This is a genomic window from Pedobacter sp. AW31-3R, from assembly GCF_052180285.1.
Classification (GTDB): domain Bacteria; phylum Bacteroidota; class Bacteroidia; order Sphingobacteriales; family Sphingobacteriaceae; genus Pedobacter.
Genome location: NZ_CP197475.1, coordinates 2,194,466 through 2,216,079, shown reverse-complemented (window position 1 = coordinate 2,216,079; position 21,614 = coordinate 2,194,466). Strand labels below are relative to the sequence as shown.

Below are 21,614 nucleotides of genomic sequence, written 5' to 3'. Positions count from 1 at the left end.
TCCGCAGCAAGGTCTTTATTTAAACCGGTAACCAATCCCCAGCTGGAATACCTGGTATGACTTACGGTAGCTTCCCAAATCACTTTTCACCTTATAGGGGGGCTGAATCTGATAACTCCCCTCAATGTCAAACTGCCCCAGGTGAAAACTCAGTCCAGCCCTGAAGCCAATGTTGATTTTAGGGACAGTGGTATTTCTTAAGGCCGTATCAATTTGTTTACTATGATAAAGTGTGTCCCTTGGATCAGCCAGCGGACCTATTTTACTGCTTATGGCCGATTGCTTTAGCGTCAGCCCGACCACAGGGCCTGCTTTTACACTGATCTTCCGCGAAACCCTGTATTGCAGATTCAAAGGAATATCAATCACTAGTATTTTCCTTGAATCAATAACAACAAAACGTGGCAGGGAATCCGGCTTATAATAACTTTCATGAGAATATTCTCCTTCGATCAATCGTTTACTGTTTACAGAAATGCCACCATTGATGATCCATCTGTTGTTTAAAGCATAGCTGCCAAAGACTCCCAGATACAAACTTTTATCAGGGCTATTCATCCCCATCATTAATCCGTAATTATAATCCGGTGTCACAATCTCCCTGGGTTTGCTCTTCTCAGCCTTTTTATCTTTTACTTTTTTATCCTTTGCTTTTTTATCTCCCGGAATTTTATCTTTTTGAATTTTGCTGACTGCCCTTCTATTATCTTTAGTTAACAACTTACCTTGTTTCAGTAATTTACCTTGTTTCAGTGCCTCTCTCTTTGCCTTCCTATCCATAACAGCTTTCCCTGAACGGGATACCACCTGTTCGTTAACTACGAATGTTGACGTCAGGAGTTTAATACGATCCTCATGAAACGACGAATCCAGCCAACCTATTTTTCCCTGATAGGCTAACTGCTGCTGGTATAAATTGTTAAACCCTACTGAATTTCTGTTACTGTTCAACACCGCCCCTCTTTTCCTTTGCTTCTCCAGCAAATTGTCTTTATCCGCAATCCTCAATACTTTTCCACCATGAACTACCGGACGACGGTTCCCATGATAATCTGCCGGAGGATCGGCATCATGATTCCTCTTTTCCATGTTTAAGGAATCCTTTAGCAGCTGCTGTTGTCGAATTGAAAGGCTATCTACCTGCTCAAAAGCAGAAATTCTTGTCGTGTCTGTCTCCGTAACAACACTATCTGCTGAAAAGATTTCCTGAGCATCAGGTCCAGTCTTCTTTTTAATCGTCTCCTTCGATTGGCCAGGATGTAATTGACCAGGTTTCTCAGGTAAAAGAATAAAATAAGCAGCTGCAACAACCATTGCTGCTACCGGAAGAGCATAGGTAAGAACTGAAATAATTTTTGCTGTTAATGATTTAACCACTCCACCCTCAACCAGCCCGGTTACCGGCAGCTGTTGCTCAAGAGTAGTCTTCATCTCTTTCCATACCGCATCCAGATTCCCCGTATCAACCGGGAGTTCGTTCAGCTTATCACGCCATAATTTATGATACCATCCTGAATTTCTCATGTTGCTGTATTTTTATTTTCAGTAGGTTTATTTGAACTGATGTGCTCAGGATGAATGATCGTCCTCAGCTGTTTTCTGGCTTCCGATAAATGCCATCTGGACGTACTCTCTCCTATCTGTAACTGCTCCGCAATTTCCTTATGGGAATACCCTTCAATCACAGAAAGGTTAAAAACCAGTTGCGTAGCTCCCGGCAATTGCCGAATTGCATGGAGAAGATCCTGAGCATATAATTTATCCAGTATTTCAGGTTCCACCACCACCTCATCTATCTCCTGGTCATCCCCATTGTGCTCATAAAATCTGGCTTCCTTTCTGCCGAGATCAATACAGGTTCTCAGCATGATTGTCCTGATCCAGGCACCAAGCTCTCCCTTCTTACCATCAAAACTGCCGATGTGCTGAAATACTTTTAAGAAACCAGCATTCAGGGCCTCAACAGCGAGTTCATCAGCTTTCAGGTACCGGTAACATATTCTCAGCATTTCAGCATAGAACAACTTATACAAGCCCTCCTGCGCAGCACGTTGGTTAGCCTTACAGCCGCTAACCAACCGTTCTTCCTGACTAGCAAAAAGTTTCATTCCATAAGTTAAGTTCCGGAAAATATATTGTCATCTATTGAGGTTACGCAGCTGGAGTTGAAAACGCTGGGCGAATATGAACTTTTTTTTTATAATTATTATTTTATCATTTTCATTAAAATCCTACCCAACGAATGGTGCTGTACACTCGTAATAAGAATAACACCTCATTAAGAAATTTATGTACCATCACAAAAGCTATGACCTTCACGAGAACTGGTATAATCAGCATTATCCAACCAGGGAATCAAAAATCGACTATTACCGCAATAACAAACTGAAAGGAAAATTAACCATATCACACTGGTTGCAGCAGCTGTTTTTCGAATGTCTTGACCCATTGCTGGAAAGCGGGTCTCATCACTGGCTTACTGTTGGGGATGCCTATGGATATGATGCACAATATATCATCAGCAAGGGAGGTAGCGTATTGGCAACAGACCTCAATACAGATTTCCTTAGTATCGCAAGGGAGGAGGAAATCATCACGCAATGTGCTGCAGAAAATGCAGAAAAGCTTTCTTTTCCTAACGACCAATTCGATTTTGTACTTTGTAAAGAATCATACCATCACTTCCCCAGGCCATATGCAGCATTATATGAAATGATGAGGGTAGCGAAAAAAGGAATTGTCATTATGGAACCGCAGGATCCTATTTCAAAAATGCCATTGTTATTATTTCTTGTAAACCTGTTGCCCACAGGATCTTTATTCGTAAATAAACTCTGGAAAAACCGTTTCTCTTTTGAGCCTGTTGGCAATTTCGTTTATAAAGTATCCGAAAGGGAATTCGAAAAATTTGCTGCCGGCCTTAATTTGCCCCTGGTCGCATTTAAGAAAATTAATCCCAATTTTTATTTCAAAGGAGCAGAAAATATGGCGGCACAACCGGGAAATAGTAAATTCCGAAGCATCAGACTGAAGAAACAAATTCTCGATTTTCTGGTGAAATGTAAAATCATTCCAGGACAGGTGCTATCCGCAGTCATTTTTAAACAGATACCAGAAGCGGTGGTGATCAGGGAACTGGAAGAAAACGGCTACCATATTGTAGCCATTCCGGAAAACCCTTTCATCTGAAATCGACATCAGCAACTATTATTTGTAGTAGCGACCACCATTATTCATCCCTCAAACATTGAACAGGGTTCACCGAAGCAGCCTTTACCGCCTGCATTCCCACGGTAATCCAGGATATCACCAGGGCCAGAAGTCCGGCAGACAGGAAATACCATACTTCCAGGTCTATACGGTAAGCAAAGGTATCCAGCCAGGATCGGCTCATCACATAACTCAATGGCAGGGCCACAATAATGGATATCATAACGGGCTGAGTAAAATCTTTAGATAACATATAAACAATACTCCATTCACTGGCTCCCAGTACTTTTCTCACACCAATCTCTTTCATCCTGCGTTCTGCAGTAAATGCAGCCAGACCGAACAGGCCAAGACAAGATATTAGCACAGCGAGTGCTGCAAAATATCGCGACAACAATGCTACCCTGTTTTCCGCCACATATTGTGCCTGGAAATCCTGGTCCAGGAACTTGTATTCAAAAGATCTTCCCGGATTATATTTTTCAAAAACCTCTTTCAGGTCTGACAACGTTCCCGTAGTTTTTCCAGCGGTTATGCTGATCATTACCCTGCTGGTTTTTACCCCATCAAATCTTATAAACATAGGTTTTACCATCTCATGAAGGGATTCTGTATGGAAATCTTTCACTATTCCAATAATCTGGTAATCCTTTCCCCAAAGTGTAAATACCTTACCTATAGGCTCCTTTAAACGCATCGCCCTGAGTCCGGTTTCATTGATCATGATTTTATTGCTATCGGCACCAAACTTCGGGGAGAAGCTGCGTCCTGCCACCATCTTTATCCCCAATGTTTCCACCATTCCACTGTTAAAACCAGCATGCTGGAACTTGATCACCTCTTTAGGATCCCTTCCCTCCCAGCTGAAGTCACCTGTTGTGGCGTGGAGATCACCAAGGAAACGCTTGTCCATTCCAGCTACATTTCTCACCCCTGGTAATTTTCTCACTTCTGCCATAAAAGCATTCGCCCGGTCTTTAAGCGCCCCATCGGCTTCAATATATACCACATTCTCCTTTTGAAATCCCGGATTTTTTGTCTGTACAAATTCAATCTGCTTGTATACCACCAATACACAAACCATCAAAACAACGGAAAGAGTAAACTGGAATACCACCAAGCCCCTTCTGGTAAAAAATTCTCCCGCCGTATTTCCAATCTTCCCTTTAAGAGCAAGTGCCGGATGGAAACCTGAAAGATAAAAAGATGGGTAACTTCCTGCAATCAAACCAGTAATAAAGGTAATCCCCAATAAAGAGCTGATCATCTGCATGTCAAAATGCAGATGCAGAAGTTTGCCGGTAATTACATTAAACTGGGGAAGCAGGAGTTCTGTAAGCAGCAAAGCAACAAATAAGGACATACAGGTAAGCAGCATAGATTCTCCCATATACTGGATAATCAATGAGCCTCTCTGTGCACCAAGAACCTTTTTGATCCCCACCTCCTTCATTCTTCTGGAAGCTTTTGCGGTCGACAGGTTCATGAAATTGATGCAGGCGATCAATAAGATAAATACAGCAACAATGGAAAATAACTTTACGTATTCAATTCTTCCGCCAGACTGCAGCCCATTCTCATATTTACCGTAGAGGTAACCATCGGCATAAGGCCTGATAAAAAGCGTCCTGTCCTTCTGCCCTTTGGATTTCATAAAATCCTTAATTTTGGCTTCAAACTCACCCCGGTTTACACCTTTCTTCAATACCACAAAAGTATGAGGACCTGCATTCCCCCAGTTGGAGAAATTGGGAGATATATTGAACAGTACATCCAGTGAAATCAAAAAATCGAAATAATCTGAAGAATTGCCAGGAATATCTTTAAAAACACCGGAAATTACCGCATGCAGCGGTTTATCGATATCTGCATTGTTCCATATCAATTCTTTTCCAACCACATCATAACTATGAAATAACTTTTGAGCGAGACTTTCAGAAACTACGATGCTGTTTTTAACGTTTAACACCTGATCTGCTTTTCCTGTGATCAGGGGATAAGAAAATAAAGTGAAGAAATCTTTTCCGGCGAATTTACCTCCGGCGTTAATCACCGTGTGACCCTGCCCCACTTCTATTTTTGTATGCTCCAGCCAATAAGAGGGAGAGCTGGCAACGGCACTTTCTACTTCCGGAAATTCAGCCAGTAAGGTCTGTGCTAAAACTGCAGCCGTGCCATCCCCTGTAAGAATTGCATCTGCTGTAGTCTGGTTTTCCATGACCTGGAACAAACGCTCACTTTTCTGATGAAATTTATCGACCTGCAATTCGTCATTCACCCACAGATAAATCAGCAAAGCACAAGTCAGGCCTGCAGAAAGTCCAATCAGATTGATAAAAAAAGAACTTTTGTACTTTTTCAGGTTTCTATAGAGGAGTAACAAATGATGTTGAAACATAATGCGAGGTGTATATATTGCTTCACATACCAATCTTGTGCCATGGAGTAAAACGAGCTTTACTGTACTTACACCTTCGATAAGGGCTCAAAAGTGTACGTTAACGAACAGTTTCATGTTCAAATTTGAACAGCATTTGTCCACAGTTTCCTTTAGCACTCAGCAAAGGTAGTTTAAAATTTTATATGGGATTAGCGCTGATGCTGACAGTATATCAATCAGCTGTTCCAATGAGATACGGCTAAGGCAGGTCAGTACATAAAAAACACACGGTTCAAAATCAGTCCGGCCACCCGCTCTACTGCCTGAAGGAGTATAGCCTCTTTGTCTCCTTTAAAGAGGCATCTTTCAGAGAACATTTTTTTATCGATTACCCCATGAATAAAGATCGTACCTACAGGTTTATTGATTGTTTCACTTCCACCGGAAGAAGTCAGGCCGGTTACTGCAATATGGATATCTGCAGGGATCAGTTTCCTCAATCCAAGTGCTGCCGCTTCAGTGACTTCTTCAGATTCTGGTGTAAACTGTTTAATCAGTTGATCAGGGACATGGAGTAAATCCTGCTTAATGCAGGCATCATAACAGACAATCCCACCTTTTAAAAACTTCCCGGCATCTTTGGCTAGGGAGAATTCAGCACATATACGTCCTGCTGTAGCACTTTCTGCAAAGGCAATGGTAAATCCTTCCCTGATCAGGAATTTACTGCACTCTTCAACGATCTCTAATGCCATATCTGGTTGTTTAGCTAATGGGTATTGCTTAATTAAAAACAAATTATCCAGCTAAAAGTTTAGCACAAATCCCCCAAATTTTAGAATTACCAACAAGATACAAATAAAAATGATCGAAAAGATAAAAACACAACCTTTAATCACAAAAACAAAATCAACTGGCAAAACATTTTCAATACCCATAAAGCAATCAGAATACCGAAAATAGAGCAGGGACAAATGGTTATCTGATGAGGGATAAGATCATCCTGCATTCATGGTGCATCCGGTACGAGTTAAACATGACTCAACTGTCAATCATGGAACTCTAGTTCATTAGAAAACTATTGTCACACTGTTCAACTCCCTTATCATTAACTATCGATTAACAATAATCTTACCCCTATCAGGTAGATAAGAAAACAAATGAAAATTCTACATTCAGCAGAGTTTCATGAAATTAATCCAGGTTGCCTAAAACCTTGGCTTCATCAAGATCAAGCTGACTTTCCTGCTTACGCAGTTCTTCGTCACTGTAGAACTTTTCTTTTCGCAATGCGACCAGTTCATGGCGCTGAACACTATAAATATCCAGTAAAATATGACGATAAAGGTCTAGTTCCTTTTTCTCCGTTTCATCACAGGTTAAGGACTCCAATTGCTGTTCCACAATGAACGCATCATTTTCCAGTTGCTTCTTAAAAAATCCCACCAGTTCGTTGTCCTTTATTTCATGGCTGTATTTTTCATCCAGTTTATGCAGTGAGGCTTTCATCAAGCGGAGACGAATACCAGCCTCCTGTTCTTCTTCAGGTAGAAAATCACCGGTATCTTTTATCCCTACCCACCTGATCAGGACCGGCAATGTCAGTCCCTGAAATACGAGGGTAACCAGGATAACAACAAAAGTGATAAACAGAATGAGGTTACGGTGCGGAAATCCCTGTCCATTGCCAAGCAATAAAGGCACAGATAAGGCTGATGCCAATGAAACCACCCCTCTCATCCCAGCCCAGCCTATAATCAAAGGCCCTTTCCAGGCAGGATTCTTCAGGTCAGCTCTTTTCGTTCTTCCCATCCATTTAGGTACATAGGCAATAGGCATCACATAGAGGATACGAATCACAATTGAAATGACACTGATCACCAGACCGTACCAGATCGCTTCGCTGATAGAATATTCACCCATATCGGCCATAATTGCCGGCAACTCCAGGCCAATCAGTATAAAAACCAATCCGTTAAGAATAAAAGCCACAGTAGCCCATACATTGACGGTCTGCAGACGCGCCCTGCTGGAAGAAAAAATCTCATGAGAGCGGTAAGAAAGGAATAAACCGCCACTAACAACAGCCATTACACCCGAAAAATGGAATTCTTCTGCTGCCAGGTACATCATATATGGAGACATCAGTGTGAGTGCGGCATCCATGCTGGGGGTTGTAGGTAAGAAACGGTGTATCACATATAAAATATGTGCTATGGCCAGTCCTATCACGATTCCCATGACAGCGACAATGAAAAACTGCCCTACAGCCTGGGTCATTGAAAATTGTCCCGAAAGCACTGCCGCCAGGGCAAAACGGAATACAATTAAACTGGAGGCATCATTGATTAAACTCTCCCCTTCCAGAATAGTAGTGATACGCTTCGGTACTTTAATATTCTTTAATACGGAACCTGCCGCAACTGCATCAGGAGGAGAAATAATCCCTCCAAGCAGAAATCCGAGTGCCAGGGTAAAACCTGGGATCATCGCTACAGACACATAGGCAACAATAATAGAGGTTAAAAAAACAAGTCCAAAGGCAAGCATCCCAATTGGCCTTCTCCATTTCATAAAATCATTCCACGAGGTATACCAAGCCGCTTCATATAAAAGCGGGGGAAGAAAAAGCAGGAATATCATATCCGGCTGTACCTCTATCTTCGGAATGCCGGGAATAAAACTTATTCCCAGGCCCGCAAGTACCAGGAAGATCGGATAGGATATTTTCAATTTCTGTCCAACCATAATCAGCATAAATACAGCAAGCAGGAGCACAAGAATTAATAAAAGATGTTCGTGAAACATAGATGAGGGCACTTTTTGAAGAATAATGATTTTTGCCGCAAAATACAAAAAAAATTAAGACTACCTTACCGAAACTCCGGCGATTTGCCAATCATAGTGCTAACCTCCCCATCACTTTTGCAAAAGATATTTAATACACTGATCGATAGTTTTATTGACAATAATGTGGGTATAGCAGAAAATTTTTTAAGTGCCTCCCTATCTTCCCATCTGAAGGACAATATGGATAATCTCTTTAAAAATGACCTCTTCCTTTCCGCAGGAACAGGAAACGACACCACCGTGGCACACAACAAATCTGTCAGAAGTGACCGTATTTACTGGCTGGACCGAAAGCATAACGATCCCTGGGAAAATGATTTTTTCGACCTGATGGATAAATTTGTCAGCCATCTGAACAGTACTTGTTACACTGGTATCACGGGGTATGAATTTCATTATGCCCTCTATGAAAAAGGAAGTTTTTACAAGAAACACCTGGATCAGTTCCGCAACAATGAAAGCCGGAAATATTCCATGATTACGTATTTAAATACCGACTGGCAACAGGAAGATGGAGGTGAACTTTGTGTATATCATAAAGACAGCAGCCAGCATATATCTCCCCTGAATGGGAAGAGTGTGTTTTTTAAAAGCAGTGAACTGGAACACGAAGTGCTGGTAGCGAATAAACCAAGAAGGAGTATTACTGGCTGGTTGAAAGTTTAGGAGGGAGGTAAAAAGCGTCAAAATAAGGGCGTTAAAAAATAATTCATGGCTAAATATATAAGTACTTATATAATTACTTATATATTTAGCCATGAATTATTATCAATCTTTAGGATACCTGGTTCTCGGAAGTCGGCTAAAGCGCCTGAGTGAGCTTTTCCTCTCAGAAATTAACAAATCTTACCGTGCTGAAGGGATCGTTTTTGAAACAACCTGGTTTCCGGTATTCCATCTTTTGTCGCAACACCATTCCCTGTCCATACAGGAATTATGTGAACACATTGAAGTGAGCCATCCTGCCGCAAGCCAGCTGATCACCAATCTTAAGAGTAAAGACCTGGTGATAGCGACCACAAGTCCGGATGATGCGCGTAAACAGTTGATTCAGCTGAGTCCAAAAGGCAAAGCGCTTTTAGTGCAAATTATCCCGATATGGGATGCCATTCGGGAAACGATGGAAGAGGTAGCAGGTGGCGGAGCAGAAAGTGAGGATTTATTAGATAAGCTCACCAAACTGGAAACTGCCTTTAAATCCACAAACATCGTTAAAAGTATCACCGACAAAATTCATCAGACAGAAAAATCACCAACCAATGCATAATACATTTTCATACGGCACAGGCCACCTAACCAGTGGGATCTGCCTTTCTATAGCAGCAGGAAATACGCAGGGCCTTATTGACCAGGAAGCTGCAGCAAACATCACTTCTTCATGGGAAGAAGTAAAAAAAATTGTACACAGCCAGCAACCCGTTTATGGGGTAAACACCGGATTCGGTCCACTATGTGATACGCATATCTCCGAAAGTGATACTTCCCTGTTGCAGATCAATATCCTGAAAAGTCACAGTGTCGGCGTCGGAAAACCTATCCCTCAGGAAATTGCGAAGATCATGATGATTACCAAAGTTCATGCCCTGGCACAGGGATATTCTGGCATAGCATTGGCAACTTTGGAGCGGATTGTATGGCATATAGACAATGATGTGATTCCCGTGGTACCGGAAAAAGGTTCTGTAGGTGCATCCGGCGATTTAGCGCCTTTATCGCATTTATTTCTGCCGCTCATCGGACTGGGGGAAGTATTTCGTAAGGGAGAACGCATCTCTTCCGCGAAAATGCTGGAAGAACATGGTTTAAGTCCGCTGGCATTGGGGCCGAAAGAGGGGCTCGCTTTAATCAATGGCACCCAATTTATCCTGGCCTTTGCGGTAAAAGCAGTAGAACGTTTAAGTCATGCTTTGGACATTGCCGACCTCATCGGTGCCATGTCTCTGGAAGGTTTAACAGGATCCAAGCGTCCTTTCGACGAACGCCTGCATCAGCTCAGACCTTACAAAGGAACAAAACTGGTCGCTCAGCGTCTCTCCGCTTTACTGGAAGGTTCTGAGATTGGCCTCTCTCATATTGACTGCAGCCGGGTTCAGGACCCCTACTCTATCCGTTGCATGCCTCAGGTACATGGTGCTTCCAGAAATGCCTGGCTACACCTGAAAGAACTGACGGAGATCGAGTTGAACTCAGTGACAGACAATCCGATTATTTTCAGTGCTGAAGACTCCATCAGCGGGGGTAACTTCCATGGCCAGCCTTTGGCAATGGCAATGGATTATGTAACGGTCGCCGCAGCAGAGTTGGGCAATATATCGGACAGGCGTTGTTACCTGATGAATGAAGGGAAATACGGACTTCCTAAATTACTTACTGCAGATGCAGGTCTAAATTCAGGGCTCATGATTCCCCAGTATACCACCGCAGCATTGGTGACAGAAAACAAGACCCTGTGTTTTCCGGCAAGTGCCGATAGTGTACCTACTTCTTTAGGACAGGAAGACCATGTATCCATGGGTTCGATCAGCGGTAGAAAATTGCATCAGGTAATTGATAACCTCGAATATATTCAGGCCATTGAACTCCTGTATGCGGCACAGGCAATGGACTTCAGAAAACCACTGAAGTCGGCACCGGTAGTAGAAGCCTGCCATGCGCTGGTACGTGAGCATACCCCATTTATCAATGAAGACCGTGTCTTTGCAGATGACATCAATCAGCTGCACCAATTGATCACCAGTGGCTTGCTGTTGACGACAGCAAATGAAGCCGCTCTCCAGAACCATTTAAACTTAAACAACGATGACGAATTCGGAATTTATTAAAACCTACGCGAACCACCCGCATTATAAAGCGCCGAAAGGCATGCAGCTGCACGCCAAAAGCTGGCAGACGGAATCGGTATTACGGATGTTGTTAAACAACCTGGATGGCGAAGTGGCTGAAAATCCCGAAGCGCTTGTGGTGTATGGCGGCATAGGCCAGGCAGCACGGAATCCGGAATCCCTGTTAAAAATCATTGAAATTCTGCTGGAACTGGATGAAGATCACTCCTTGCTGGTACAATCCGGTAAACCTGTAGGCATCATCAGGAGTCACCCCCAGGCGCCACGTGTACTCATTGCGAACAGTAACCTGGTACCTGCATGGGCAACCTGGGAACATTTCAACGAACTGCGCAGCAAAGGATTAATGATGTATGGACAGATGACCGCAGGGAGCTGGATTTATATTGGTACACAGGGGATTCTTCAGGGGACTTATGAAACCTTCGTAGAATGCGGACGTCAGCATTTTGGGCATAACCTGCAGGGTAAACTTATTGTGAGTGCAGGTATTGGTGGAATGGGTGGCGCTCAACCCCTGGCAGCCACAATGGCCGGCGGAATATTCCTTGGCGCAGATGTTGACGCCTCAAGAATCCAGAAAAGGGTAGATACCAAATATATAGACCGAATCACGCACAGTTACGAAGAGGCTATCACCTGGATCAATGAAGCAAAGGCTACGGGGGAGCCCCTTTCTGTAGGACTCGTCAGCGATGCCGGCGACTTACTGGAACGTTTAATTGCAGATAAGCTGGTGCCGGATATTTTAACCGACCAGACTTCAGCACACGATCCTTTAAACGGATACATTCCCAATGGCTTATCACTGCCTGAGGCTGCCGAACTACGCATAAATGCACCCGAAGAATATAAGCAGCGTTCCCTGAAAAGTATGGCACGCCATGTAGGCTTCATGCTTAAATTACAGGAAATGGGTGCCGTAACCTTCGACTATGGAAATAACTTAAGAGAATTTGCCAAGCAGGGAGGTGAACCTGATGCATTTAATTTCCCAGGCTTCACTCCTGCTTATATCCGTCCTTTATTCTGCGAGGGAAAAGGCCCTTTCAGATGGGTAGCCTTGTCCGGGGATCCGGAAGATATCTATACCACTGACCGTGCTTTGATGGAAGCCTTTCCGGAGAATACCCATTTAATCAACTGGCTGGAAAAAGCACAACAGAAAGTAAGCTTTCAGGGATTACCAGCCAGGATATGCTGGTTAGGTATGGGGGAAAGAGAAAAAGCCGGACTGTTATTTAATGAACTGGTCGCCAGCGGAAAAGTAAAAGGCCCTATCGTGATTGGCAGGGACCACCTCGACTGTGGTTCGGTGGCATCACCAAACCGGGAAACGGAATCCATGAAAGATGGCTCAGATGCGGTATCCGACTGGCCATTGTTAAACCTGATGGCCAATACCTCCGGTGGAGCCACATGGGTATCCTTCCACCACGGTGGAGGCGTGGGAATGGGCTATTCCCAGCATGCGGGAATGGTAGTCGTAGCCGACGGAACAGCACAGGCAGCGTCCTGTATCAGCAGGGTACTCTACAATGACCCCGCCATGGGCATATTCCGCCATGCGGATGCGGGGTACGACAAAGCACAAAAATGGGCGGAAGAATTCGGCCTGAAAGTATGGTAAATAAAAAAAAGATCATGAAAACAATTATAGGCCCATTTACACAAATCCTTACCATGGCCAACCTGCCCTTAAAGGGAGCATTGAATGATGATCAATTGCCTATCATCCCTCAGGGTGGCCTGCTCGTACAGGATGGGTTGATCCTGGAAACGGGTGATTTTGACCTGTTAAAAACGCAGCACCCCGAAGCCAGGATTGAAGACATTCAAGGCGACAGGGTGCTGTTGCCTGGATTTATTGATTGTCATACCCATATTTGTTTTGCCGGTAGCAGGGCAAAGGATTATAGTCTTCGTATCCAGGGGAAAACCTATATGGAGATCGCAAGGGCAGGTGGAGGCATCTGGGACTCTGTCCAGCAAACGCGGGCTGCGGAAGAATCTATACTGATTGCTTTGCTAACCGCACGTGCCAACCGTCATCTGGCGGAAGGTGTGACCACGATTGAAGTAAAAAGCGGTTATGGACTCAATATATCCAATGAACTCAAGCAACTGCGGGCCATCAGCATCGCGGGACAATCTACAAAAGCAGATCTGATCCCTACCTGTCTGGCAGCTCACCTGTTGCCGAAAGATTTTGAAGGTGCAGCAGCAGATTATCTTCATCATGTAGTCAGCAACCTGCTTCCCACTCTCAAGCAGGAAAATCTGTGTTCCAGGGTAGACATATTCATTGAGGAAAATGCTTTTGATCCCACTACTGCCACAGATTACCTGATTGCTGCGAGGGAACTCGGATTTGAACTCACCGTACATGCCGATCAGTTCTCTACCGGAGGTTTACGTGTAGCAGTGCAGCTGGGTGCAGCTTCGGCAGACCACCTTGAAGCCTCAGGCGATGAGGAAATTGAGCTGATTAAAAATTCGGATACTGTTGCCGTTGTTTTACCGGGCGCATCATTAGGCCTGGGAATGCAGTATGCCCCAGCAAGGAAGCTGCTTGATGCCGGTGCATGTATGGCTATTGCGAGCGACTGGAATCCGGGCTCGGCACCAATGGGCGATTTACTGATGCAGGCTGCCGTTATGAGTGCTGCTGAAAAGCTAAGCAGTGCAGAAGTTTTCGCGGGACTCACTTTCCGTGCAGCACATGCCTTAAGGCTGACCGACAGGGGTGCCCTATCCAGCGGAATGCTGGCTGATATGCAGGCTTATCCCTGTGCCGATTACAGAGAAATATTATATCTGCAGGGCAAGCTAAAACCAATCAGCATATGGAAAAAAGGCACTGTTATTTAAGCAGTTAACCTCATCACACCACAATTGAATCTGCGAAAAAAGGATTTTAAACCAATCAGAAAGCAATCTTGCCGGAAATAAACCTGCAGGAAGGAACGAAATTTGTATAAGCTAATGAAAGATACACACCACACTACCCATTTTGCCTTTATGAATATCAATCCTTTATTTTATAGAAAGACCGCTGAAGATGTATGGAACGGCCGTAATGACGGCAACGAAAATAATGTTCAGCGCTGGCATCAGCGCATTATTTTAATCGACCTGTTCAAACAGGACCTACCCGATTTAGAGCACAAAAAAGGCATTGCCCTGATTGGTTTTTCCTGCGATGAAGGTGTGAAACGCAACGGAGGACGTGTTGGAGCAAAAGAGGGGCCTTTTTATATCAGGAAAGCCTGTGGCAGTTTGCCAGTACACTTTGAGGAAAGCCTGGTTTTTGTAGACTTAGGAGATATCATCTGTCCGGATCATGACATGGAAGAAGCCCAGCAGGCACTTTCCGTTATGGTAAAATATGCATTAATGAGTGGTTATCAACCGTTGGTTATTGGAGGGGGGCATGAAATCGCTTATGGGCACTATAACGGGATTAAGAATTATTTAGCTCCCTCAGCTCCTATTGGCATCATTAATTTCGATGCACATTTCGATATGCGCGAAAGCAACGAAAACGGCTATAACTCCGGTACAGGCTTCCTGCAGATCGCCAATGACTGTCAGCAGGAGAATATAAAATTCCGCTACCTCCCTATTGGGATCCAGAAAAACAGCAATACCAAACAACTGTTTGATAAGGCCGATGACCTGGGGGTTAATTATATCACTGCCGGGCAATTCATGCCTCATGAACAAACAGAACTGCTACATAAAATCCACACCTTTATAGCGGAATCTTCTGCGATATACCTAACCATCTGTATGGATGTATTTTCTTCCTCTGTAGCCCCCGGAGTGAGTGCTGTTGCCTATAACGGGCTGTTTCCTGATCCATTTTTTTTCCATTGCCTGCAGGTTATCCTGGAGAGTGGAAAGGTCATCAGCAGTGATATCGCGGAATGTAATCCAAAATATGACCAGAATAATGCTACCTCTAAACTTGCGGCAGCACTGGCATTTAAGATGATCAGTCCATAACAACCAACCCTCCGAAGAAATAGGTATTGTCCAACCTCATATTTATTCAGTACCACAGCAGCTATTGAATAACACCATACGTTATGGGGAAACACAGTACTTTACTGAACAACAGGGAGTGAGAAACAGAATCTGCTCCCTTCACCAATTTCACTCTCCACCCAGATCTTACCATTTTCTGCTTCTATAAAATCTTTTGATATGGCGAGCCCCAATCCGGATCCTGATTTATTATTCCCATCAGTTGGGACCTGGAAATAGCGGTCGAACAATCTTTTCTGGTACTGTTCATCAATACCCCTTCCAAAATCACGGACAGAAAATTCAATGTTTTTACCTTTTTCTTCCACCTGTATCATCACTTTACCTTTATCACTACTGTACCTTAATGCATTTGACAGGAAATTGATCAGCACCCAGGCTGTTTTTTCTACGTCCGCATTCACTGAAGAGACCACATTTTTGCTGTTCAGTTCCAATTGGATGAAACGCTGTTCTGCCTGAAATTTCACAGCATTAAGCGCATAGGCAACAATATCTTCCGGTTTGGCATTTACAAAATTCAGCTGAATATTCCCTGTCTCCACCTGCGCCAGATCAAGCAACTCACTGGTAATTTTCAGCAAACGGCTGCAATCCTCTTTGATATGGCTGATCAGTTCCTTCTGTTCGGTATTCATGTCCCCCACCCGCTCATCATCAAGCAATTTCACGCTCATCTTAATGGAAGAAATTGGGGTTTTAAGCTCATGAGACACGGTGGCTATAAAATTGGTCTTTGCTTCGTCCAGCTCCTTAAACTGGGTAACATTTTTCAAAATACAGACCATCCCCGCAGTCCTCGTGCTTTGTCTGATGATTGGAGTATCCTGGTCCTCATATTCAGGGACCAAAATCTCTCTCTTTTCCAACTGGAAATAAGATTCCTTATGATCTGCGAATATTTTTATCAGGTCATTCTTTTTATCCTCCTTCATCATCCTGCCAAGCAGGTCATTCTTCTTCATCAGGCTGGTCACATTGGTTCCTACAACCTGTCCTTCATTTAAGTTCAGCACCTGTGCAGCAGAATTATTGATAAAAATAATCTCCTGACGTTCATTGAGGCCAATAATCGCATCCTGCATTTGCTCAATGATAGCTTCTATCCTTAATTTCTCGGATTGTATTTTGGCAAGATTACTATTCTCCCATTTATTCAGCTGAGCAACCATTTCGTTAAAAGATTTTGCGAGATCGGAGAACTCATCAGCACCATCAAATTCAAGACGTTGTTTATAATTTTTTCGTCCGATAGCCTCTATTGCTTCTGAAAACTCTCTTAATGGATTGGCCACAAAACCAGGGAAATTCACGATAAAAGAAAACAACACCAGAAAACAAAAAGAGGCTGCTGTAATTAAATAGAGGCTCGCTTTTTCTACGGAAGCCTGCGCCACCTCATTTTTTCTTACTATGGCTGACATATTCAGGTCATCAATCACTGCCAGTTGTTGCTTGATCCGGCTTAAAGCAATTTTTTGTGTTGCTGCAGGAAGAAGGGGATTTACAGCGGTATCAAATGCAGTACTGAGTAGCTGAAGTGCCTGCTCCTCTCCTTTTTCTGTAAGATTTGAGTTCTCCTTCTGCAAGAGATCCCTGAAATGAGCGGTTAGTGTTTTAGAGAGGGGCAGTTCATTTTCATCCAGCATTCTTCTCATCTCCCTGGTGTAATTCAGGGTTTTATAATTATCCTTCAGAATCACTTTCGCACTTACTGAAATCTGGTTCATATAATAAAGCGAAATGAACCCGAAGAACAGTACCACCAGGAAAAGGAATCCAAATCCAAGGCGGAGTTTTGTTTTTATCTTCATTTATAATATCATTTTTTTAAATAGCACACGTTAAAATTGTTAGACATCTTTTTCTTTGCTCTTTACAGATGACGAGTATTACCAGAAGATCACCAGTCCAGATCCCATCAGATACCTCATCTCCGGTAAGAATAAACAGGCAATACACAAAAACACCATAAATTTAAATGAATCTTTACTTAAAACAGGAACTGTTTTCTTCGTTCCACTTTTTTTACCCTTATGAAAACTCCCCGATCTTCTTTTATTTGAAGGGCGGAATTTTAGGAGCAAGATACTGCCTGTAAAAATCAATAACGCTGTAAATAGAAACTCCAGGTATGTACTCATGTGGTTAATGTTTAATATCTGTACTTAAATGAGTTGAGTAAGACAGTCATCAGCTTTATTCGCCAACTTATTCATATATTTCAATGTATTTATTGATATGGTGATGATTGTTTATATCCATGGTTCATTTTGACTCATGAAAGCGAATTGAATGCCAGGCTAACCAACCAAAACACTACACGCTTATTATCAAACGATTACACATAAAACACGTTTGTATTGAAAAAAAACAGCTGGTAAACCCTTCCATTTTGGTAGGGTTGATTATCATTATGATTACAAAGAAGGAAGGCCGTAAATAGGCAATCGGACTGGATTAAATATGATGTTATGGACCCATCTGAGCTCAATTCTATGCCTATTTGTGATGTTTTGATAGGCTTTCTATATTATTTCGTTACTCTTTTGATTTTTTTCTGCTTGAAAAGCAATGCATTATGATTTTTTTGTCTTTTGGAGCTTAAGAAATTAAAAAAGTCACCTCAATTTACTTACTTTTGTCGCACAGCAATTGAGGAGGATTTCTTAATTTTATGTAAAATACTAAAGGTGATACCAATTTTTCGGGGTGTAGCGTAGCCCGGTATCGCGCCTGCTTTGGGAGCAGGAGGTCGTAGGTTCGAATCCTGCCACCCCGACTGAAAAGCCAAATGGCGCCACTTAAAGACAAGTGGCGCCATTTTTTGTTTAAATGCCTTTTTATTTCCATAGGAAGGGTTCCTGTTGAGATTTTCTTTAGTTGCAAAAGTGTTTTTTAATTATTTTTGAATTAAAAATTGAGAATATTGAAATATGTTGACAGGATTCGAACCACGTTCAAGCTTTTAAATATTTTCTTTTTTTAACCGATCTTGATTTTGATAGAAATACAAATTTCTGCAAGTTTTAACAGAAAGAATAAAACCTTGGTAGCATTTTGAGTTGATATTTTATTCCCTTTGTTCAATTCAATTTTGATAACATTCGAGATTAACTCTTGTTGTTCTTTGTTAATATTTTTAATAATGTCTGCTTCTTCAAAATTCTCTTTCGTATTTGAGTACTGATGTAACCCTCCCTTTTTTCGAACCGGTTTAGGAGGCGAGAATTCAAATTTATATATTATTTTTCATGCCTCAGCATGGAGTCAGCTCCCGCGGAGCTGACTCCATGCTGAGGCTCCATTGTGCTCTATATTCCAAAGGTGTTTTACCATCTAGGGCTTCATGTGGCCTCATGGAATTATAATCGGCCACCCATTCTTCTGCCAGTATTTGTACCTGCATGATATCTTCAAATAAATATGCATCAAGAATGCTTTCCCTGAAGCTCCTGTTAAAACGTTCTATGTATCCATTTTGCATCGGCCTACCTGGTTGAGTATATTGTATTTCAATATTATTCTCTTCGCACCAGGTATTAAATTCCTTGCTTATAAATTCCGGACCATTATCAGTCCTGATGCTTTTTGGCTTTCCTTGCTCTTGAATTATTCGTTCTAATAGTTCTGTTACCCGCAGGGCGGGCATAGAATGGGCAACTTCAATGGCAATAGCCTCCCGGTTATAATCATCTATCACATTTAGCGTTCTGAATTTCCGCCCATTTGTAAGCACGTCACTCATAAAATTGACCTCCCCCCGAAAAACCAGACTGCTGAAAAGTCGAAAAAATCCGGGCAACTACAGCTCCCTAGATCAATTTTAAACATAAATAAATAAAAAATAAGATTTAAAGTTAACAACCAAGAACATCATTATTCCAATAAACACAAATAAAAAAAATATAAAAACTCAAATTCTTAATAAAAAGATAATTATTGCAAACTTATTGATAAAATTCAACCACTATTTGAACGTAAATATAAATATTTTTAAAAAAACAATCCGAAAAGCATGTCATTCTTACTAAGAATATTTTTTATTACTTTCTTAACCACAGGAGCTATAGCTCAAAATAAGCATAATTTCGGACAAGGTAAAATTGTTGTCTCATGGTATTATCTACCAGATAGCAATTGTAAGGACACTTCGGGCCGAATGTGGAATAGGTCTACTTATAACGTCGCTGAGAATTTAATTCTTAGAGCAGAACCTAACGTAGTTAAATTAGAGACACCAAACAATAATGATACGACAAAACTAACTGCAGTGATGGAGACTCCCATTTATTTGATAGATTATACATCTAAAAAAGTTATAGGAAAAACGTATTCTTCAAAAAAAGACGAATTTAAAAAATACAACCTAAAAGATTATAATTACGATCTTTTTTACAGAGCCAGCCTTAAACAGGATACAGCTCAATTTCAAAAACTAGATACACTATCGAAACATATATTTGAAATAAATGGATTTAAATGCCAATTAGCAATTGCACAAATTTCCGGGCAACCCTGCAGATTCGCTTATACCAAAGATAAAATAAAAGTTGAATCCCCATTAAATGGATTATTGCCAAAATTCAAATATCAAGTCATTTGGTTTGAATCGGAGGATAAGAACGAAACTAATAAACCTCCAAAAATCAGTCAATTATTTATCACAGAGGTCAGTACAGGATTAAGCAAACCCGAGATTGTTGAATTATTTAATAAATTAAATCATTAATATTTAAAAACTATGAAAAAAAACAAATCATTGCTATTATTATTGACATTTTGTCTAATAATGACTTCTTGTAAAAAGGATGTTGCAAAAAATGAGCAACTAGATGAAGCCTATTACAAAGCTAAATTGGAGAAAATGGTTAACTTACGCTTAATCGGCCCCACATCTCCAACAAATGATTCTATAACAAAAGTGAGTACATTCAAAGAAGTGTATCAGAGTCTAAAATATCTAGATAATAAAGACTCCCTGTTAGTAAAATCAAAAGCATCAAGTATAGTCGAAACTGATGAATTTGTATCTAAAGATATACAAAGCATCAATTCATCCTTAGCAGAAGATCAAGGTATAGACTATAAGTCATATACCGCACCGGCATCAAATACTGCACAGGTGAGCGGCGCAACTTTAAGTATGGTTGGTGTTTCATATACTTCTCATGCGACCATAGGATACACTTGGAAAAAAATTTCAGGTGTAAAAACTTACCTGAATGGAACGTCAGGTGTCGTAAGCTCTTCTGCTAGCTCCCCACTGGTGACATATACAGGACTTGGAAATGGAAGTGGATCTGCAACTGTGACAGGTGGGGCAGGAGGTCAAGGGCATTTATCGGGAAGTATACAAGGTAGTTTCAGTTTAGGAGGATCAAGTTGGTCATTTTTTATAGGACTGACTGGCGGATATGCTTGGCAGTCTAGTGGAGATATTAATACTTCTCCTTCTTTTATTACCACTTTATCAGCAACTGAGAATATTATTCCATAATAACTTAGGCTGAATTTAACCATCATTATTACCACATCAAGCGTGTAATAATTAAAGAGCTTAATTCCTTTATCATAACGTTTTCATATATTCTAAACACACATTATTTTTCTTCCTATAAAGAACAATTACCCTAAAGTAGAATAGAATGGAATAAGTCATCACTCATCTTCTTCAAATCTATACTAATGTAACTTACAGATTAAAAAAAATAAAATAGAAAGATTTTTACAATAAACTATAAGAGCATTAATCAGGCACAATTTATATCCAATAAAATGTAACCAATTAGGCTCCTTGAATTGATTTTTATTTGATATACGATTAACAATCAATATTTTAACACCTGAATTAAGCATCCTGTAAGTCAACGACTTATAGGATTTTTTTATTTTAAGAATTTCTTAAACTCTGAAAGGTTTTTGCTGAAAGTTATATAATTAAGTTTATCTCTAAAAATATTATGACTACTCAAGAAATTACAATTGAAATGTAGATATTGTGCCCCCATCAATCACATATTCCTCTCCCGTTAAGTAAGGAGACCGCGGAGATGCTAGAAAACCAACTAATTCGACAACCTCTGCAGGGTCAGCCGGCCTCCCCATAGGTATTCCTCCAAGAGAACCCATTACACCCTGAGTCGCTTCTTCTATACCAACACCTGAACTTTGTGTTAGTCGTTCCATCATTCTGATCGCAGTAGATGTTCTGATCCATCCCGGGGAGACGGTAAGCATCCATCCATACACCCTTCGGTGAAACCTCATTAGAAAGGCTT

General features: G+C 41.6%; 18 protein-coding genes and 1 tRNA gene. 10 read left to right on the top strand and 9 right to left on the bottom strand.

All coding sequences use genetic code 11. The annotated features are described in order from the left end of the window. Positions 1–15 precede the first annotated feature (15 nt). Positions 16–1,524, bottom strand: coding sequence for a hypothetical protein (locus tag ACSBL2_RS08915; RefSeq protein WP_442591338.1), 1,509 nt, complete (start codon positions 1,522–1,524; stop codon positions 16–18). Further along, positions 1,521–2,108, bottom strand: coding sequence for an RNA polymerase sigma factor (locus tag ACSBL2_RS08910; protein WP_442591337.1), 588 nt, complete (start codon positions 2,106–2,108; stop codon positions 1,521–1,523). The genes ACSBL2_RS08915 and ACSBL2_RS08910 overlap by 4 nt, the downstream gene beginning before the upstream one ends. A 181-nt stretch (positions 2,109–2,289) precedes the next feature. Here ACSBL2_RS08910 and ACSBL2_RS08905 point away from each other — a divergent pair, with 181 nt between their 5' ends. Then, positions 2,290–3,189 (top strand): class I SAM-dependent methyltransferase, encoded by a 900-nt coding sequence (locus ACSBL2_RS08905; RefSeq protein ID WP_442591336.1) that lies wholly within the window; start codon positions 2,290–2,292, stop codon positions 3,187–3,189. 40 nt (positions 3,190–3,229) lie between these two features. Here ACSBL2_RS08905 and ACSBL2_RS08900 read toward each other — a convergent pair whose 3' ends face one another. The 3 genes from ACSBL2_RS08900 to ACSBL2_RS08890 form a co-directional block, all read right to left on the bottom strand. Beyond that, positions 3,230–5,608, bottom strand: coding sequence for an ABC transporter permease (locus ACSBL2_RS08900; protein WP_442591335.1), 2,379 nt, complete (start codon positions 5,606–5,608; stop codon positions 3,230–3,232). A gap of 251 nt (positions 5,609–5,859) precedes the next feature. Next, positions 5,860–6,345 (bottom strand): CinA family protein, encoded by a 486-nt coding sequence (locus tag ACSBL2_RS08895; protein WP_442591334.1) that lies wholly within the window; start codon positions 6,343–6,345, stop codon positions 5,860–5,862. A 439-nt stretch (positions 6,346–6,784) separates the two neighbouring features. Beyond that, entirely contained in the window at positions 6,785–8,398 is a 1,614-nt protein-coding gene (locus ACSBL2_RS08890; RefSeq protein WP_442591333.1) for a Na+/H+ antiporter, read from the bottom strand. A 117-nt stretch (positions 8,399–8,515) separates the two neighbouring features. Here ACSBL2_RS08890 and ACSBL2_RS08885 point away from each other — a divergent pair, with 117 nt between their 5' ends. The 6 genes from ACSBL2_RS08885 (at position 8,516) to hutG (ending at position 15,291) form a co-directional block, all read left to right on the top strand. After that, complete coding sequence (locus ACSBL2_RS08885) at positions 8,516–9,106, top strand: 2OG-Fe(II) oxygenase (RefSeq protein WP_442591332.1); 591 nt, start codon at positions 8,516–8,518, stop codon at positions 9,104–9,106. A 91-nt stretch (positions 9,107–9,197) separates the two neighbouring features. Beyond that, positions 9,198–9,707 (top strand): MarR family winged helix-turn-helix transcriptional regulator, encoded by a 510-nt coding sequence (locus tag ACSBL2_RS08880; RefSeq protein WP_442591331.1) that lies wholly within the window; start codon positions 9,198–9,200, stop codon positions 9,705–9,707. Continuing rightward, positions 9,700–11,262, top strand: coding sequence for a histidine ammonia-lyase (gene hutH / locus ACSBL2_RS08875; protein WP_442591330.1), 1,563 nt, complete (start codon positions 9,700–9,702; stop codon positions 11,260–11,262). Before ACSBL2_RS08880 ends, hutH begins: the two co-directional genes overlap by 8 nt. After that, complete coding sequence (gene hutU, locus ACSBL2_RS08870) at positions 11,240–12,913, top strand: urocanate hydratase (RefSeq protein WP_442591329.1); 1,674 nt, start codon at positions 11,240–11,242, stop codon at positions 12,911–12,913. The genes hutH and hutU overlap by 23 nt, the downstream gene beginning before the upstream one ends. Positions 12,914–12,927: 14 nt before the next feature. After that, on the top strand, positions 12,928–14,154 hold the full coding sequence (gene hutI, locus ACSBL2_RS08865; protein ID WP_442591328.1) for an imidazolonepropionase: 1,227 nt from the start codon (positions 12,928–12,930) through the stop codon (positions 14,152–14,154). 114 nt (positions 14,155–14,268) lie between these two features. Further along, a complete protein-coding gene (gene hutG, locus ACSBL2_RS08860) occupies positions 14,269–15,291 on the top strand; it encodes a formimidoylglutamase (protein WP_442591327.1) in 1,023 nt (340 codons plus the stop codon). 101 nt (positions 15,292–15,392) lie between these two features. On the opposite strand, the gene ACSBL2_RS08855 is transcribed toward hutG, so the two are convergent. Beyond that, positions 15,393–17,147 (bottom strand): ATP-binding protein, encoded by a 1,755-nt coding sequence (locus ACSBL2_RS08855; RefSeq protein ID WP_442591326.1) that lies wholly within the window; start codon positions 17,145–17,147, stop codon positions 15,393–15,395. A gap of 78 nt (positions 17,148–17,225) precedes the next feature. Then, positions 17,226–17,477 (bottom strand): hypothetical protein, encoded by a 252-nt coding sequence (locus ACSBL2_RS08850; RefSeq protein ID WP_442591325.1) that lies wholly within the window; start codon positions 17,475–17,477, stop codon positions 17,226–17,228. 564 nt (positions 17,478–18,041) lie between these two features. On the opposite strand from ACSBL2_RS08850, the gene ACSBL2_RS08845 reads away from it, so the two are divergent. After that, positions 18,042–18,115, top strand: a tRNA-Pro gene (locus ACSBL2_RS08845). 477 nt (positions 18,116–18,592) lie between these two features. Here ACSBL2_RS08845 and ACSBL2_RS08840 read toward each other — a convergent pair. Continuing rightward, entirely contained in the window at positions 18,593–19,081 is a 489-nt protein-coding gene (locus ACSBL2_RS08840; protein WP_442591324.1) for a transposase, read from the bottom strand. A 270-nt stretch (positions 19,082–19,351) separates the two neighbouring features. On the opposite strand from ACSBL2_RS08840, the gene ACSBL2_RS08835 reads away from it, so the two are divergent. Continuing rightward, positions 19,352–20,065 (top strand): hypothetical protein, encoded by a 714-nt coding sequence (locus tag ACSBL2_RS08835; protein ID WP_442591323.1) that lies wholly within the window; start codon positions 19,352–19,354, stop codon positions 20,063–20,065. Positions 20,066–20,077: 12 nt separating this feature from the next. Then, entirely contained in the window at positions 20,078–20,833 is a 756-nt protein-coding gene (locus ACSBL2_RS08830) for a hypothetical protein (RefSeq protein ID WP_442591322.1), read from the top strand. 479 nt (positions 20,834–21,312) lie between these two features. Here the strand turns inward: ACSBL2_RS08830 and ACSBL2_RS08825 are convergent, their stop codons facing one another. Further along, complete coding sequence (locus ACSBL2_RS08825) at positions 21,313–21,603, bottom strand: SDR family oxidoreductase (RefSeq protein ID WP_442591321.1); 291 nt, start codon at positions 21,601–21,603, stop codon at positions 21,313–21,315. Positions 21,604–21,614 lie beyond the last annotated feature (11 nt).

Coding starts and splice junctions, on each gene's coding strand:
- hutG (WP_442591327.1), top strand. CDS start 14,269: ATGAAAGATACACACCACACTACCCATTTTGCCTTTATGAATATCAAT.
- ACSBL2_RS08880 (WP_442591331.1), top strand. CDS start 9,198: ATGAATTATTATCAATCTTTAGGATACCTGGTTCTCGGAAGTCGGCTA.
- hutU (WP_442591329.1), top strand. CDS start 11,240: ATGACGAATTCGGAATTTATTAAAACCTACGCGAACCACCCGCATTAT.
- ACSBL2_RS08855 (WP_442591326.1), bottom strand. CDS start 17,147: ATGAAGATAAAAACAAAACTCCGCCTTGGATTTGGATTCCTTTTCCTG.
- hutH (WP_442591330.1), top strand. CDS start 9,700: ATGCATAATACATTTTCATACGGCACAGGCCACCTAACCAGTGGGATC.
- ACSBL2_RS08915 (WP_442591338.1), bottom strand. CDS start 1,524: ATGAGAAATTCAGGATGGTATCATAAATTATGGCGTGATAAGCTGAAC.
- ACSBL2_RS08830 (WP_442591322.1), top strand. CDS start 20,078: ATGAAAAAAAACAAATCATTGCTATTATTATTGACATTTTGTCTAATA.
- ACSBL2_RS08890 (WP_442591333.1), bottom strand. CDS start 8,398: ATGTTTCACGAACATCTTTTATTAATTCTTGTGCTCCTGCTTGCTGTA.
- ACSBL2_RS08825 (WP_442591321.1), bottom strand. CDS start 21,603: ATGAGGTTTCACCGAAGGGTGTATGGATGGATGCTTACCGTCTCCCCG.
- ACSBL2_RS08840 (WP_442591324.1), bottom strand. CDS start 19,081: ATGAGTGACGTGCTTACAAATGGGCGGAAATTCAGAACGCTAAATGTG.
- ACSBL2_RS08900 (WP_442591335.1), bottom strand. CDS start 5,608: ATGTTTCAACATCATTTGTTACTCCTCTATAGAAACCTGAAAAAGTAC.
- ACSBL2_RS08895 (WP_442591334.1), bottom strand. CDS start 6,345: ATGGCATTAGAGATCGTTGAAGAGTGCAGTAAATTCCTGATCAGGGAA.
- hutI (WP_442591328.1), top strand. CDS start 12,928: ATGAAAACAATTATAGGCCCATTTACACAAATCCTTACCATGGCCAAC.
- ACSBL2_RS08850 (WP_442591325.1), bottom strand. CDS start 17,477: ATGAGTACATACCTGGAGTTTCTATTTACAGCGTTATTGATTTTTACA.
- ACSBL2_RS08835 (WP_442591323.1), top strand. CDS start 19,352: ATGTCATTCTTACTAAGAATATTTTTTATTACTTTCTTAACCACAGGA.
- ACSBL2_RS08905 (WP_442591336.1), top strand. CDS start 2,290: ATGTACCATCACAAAAGCTATGACCTTCACGAGAACTGGTATAATCAG.
- ACSBL2_RS08910 (WP_442591337.1), bottom strand. CDS start 2,108: ATGAAACTTTTTGCTAGTCAGGAAGAACGGTTGGTTAGCGGCTGTAAG.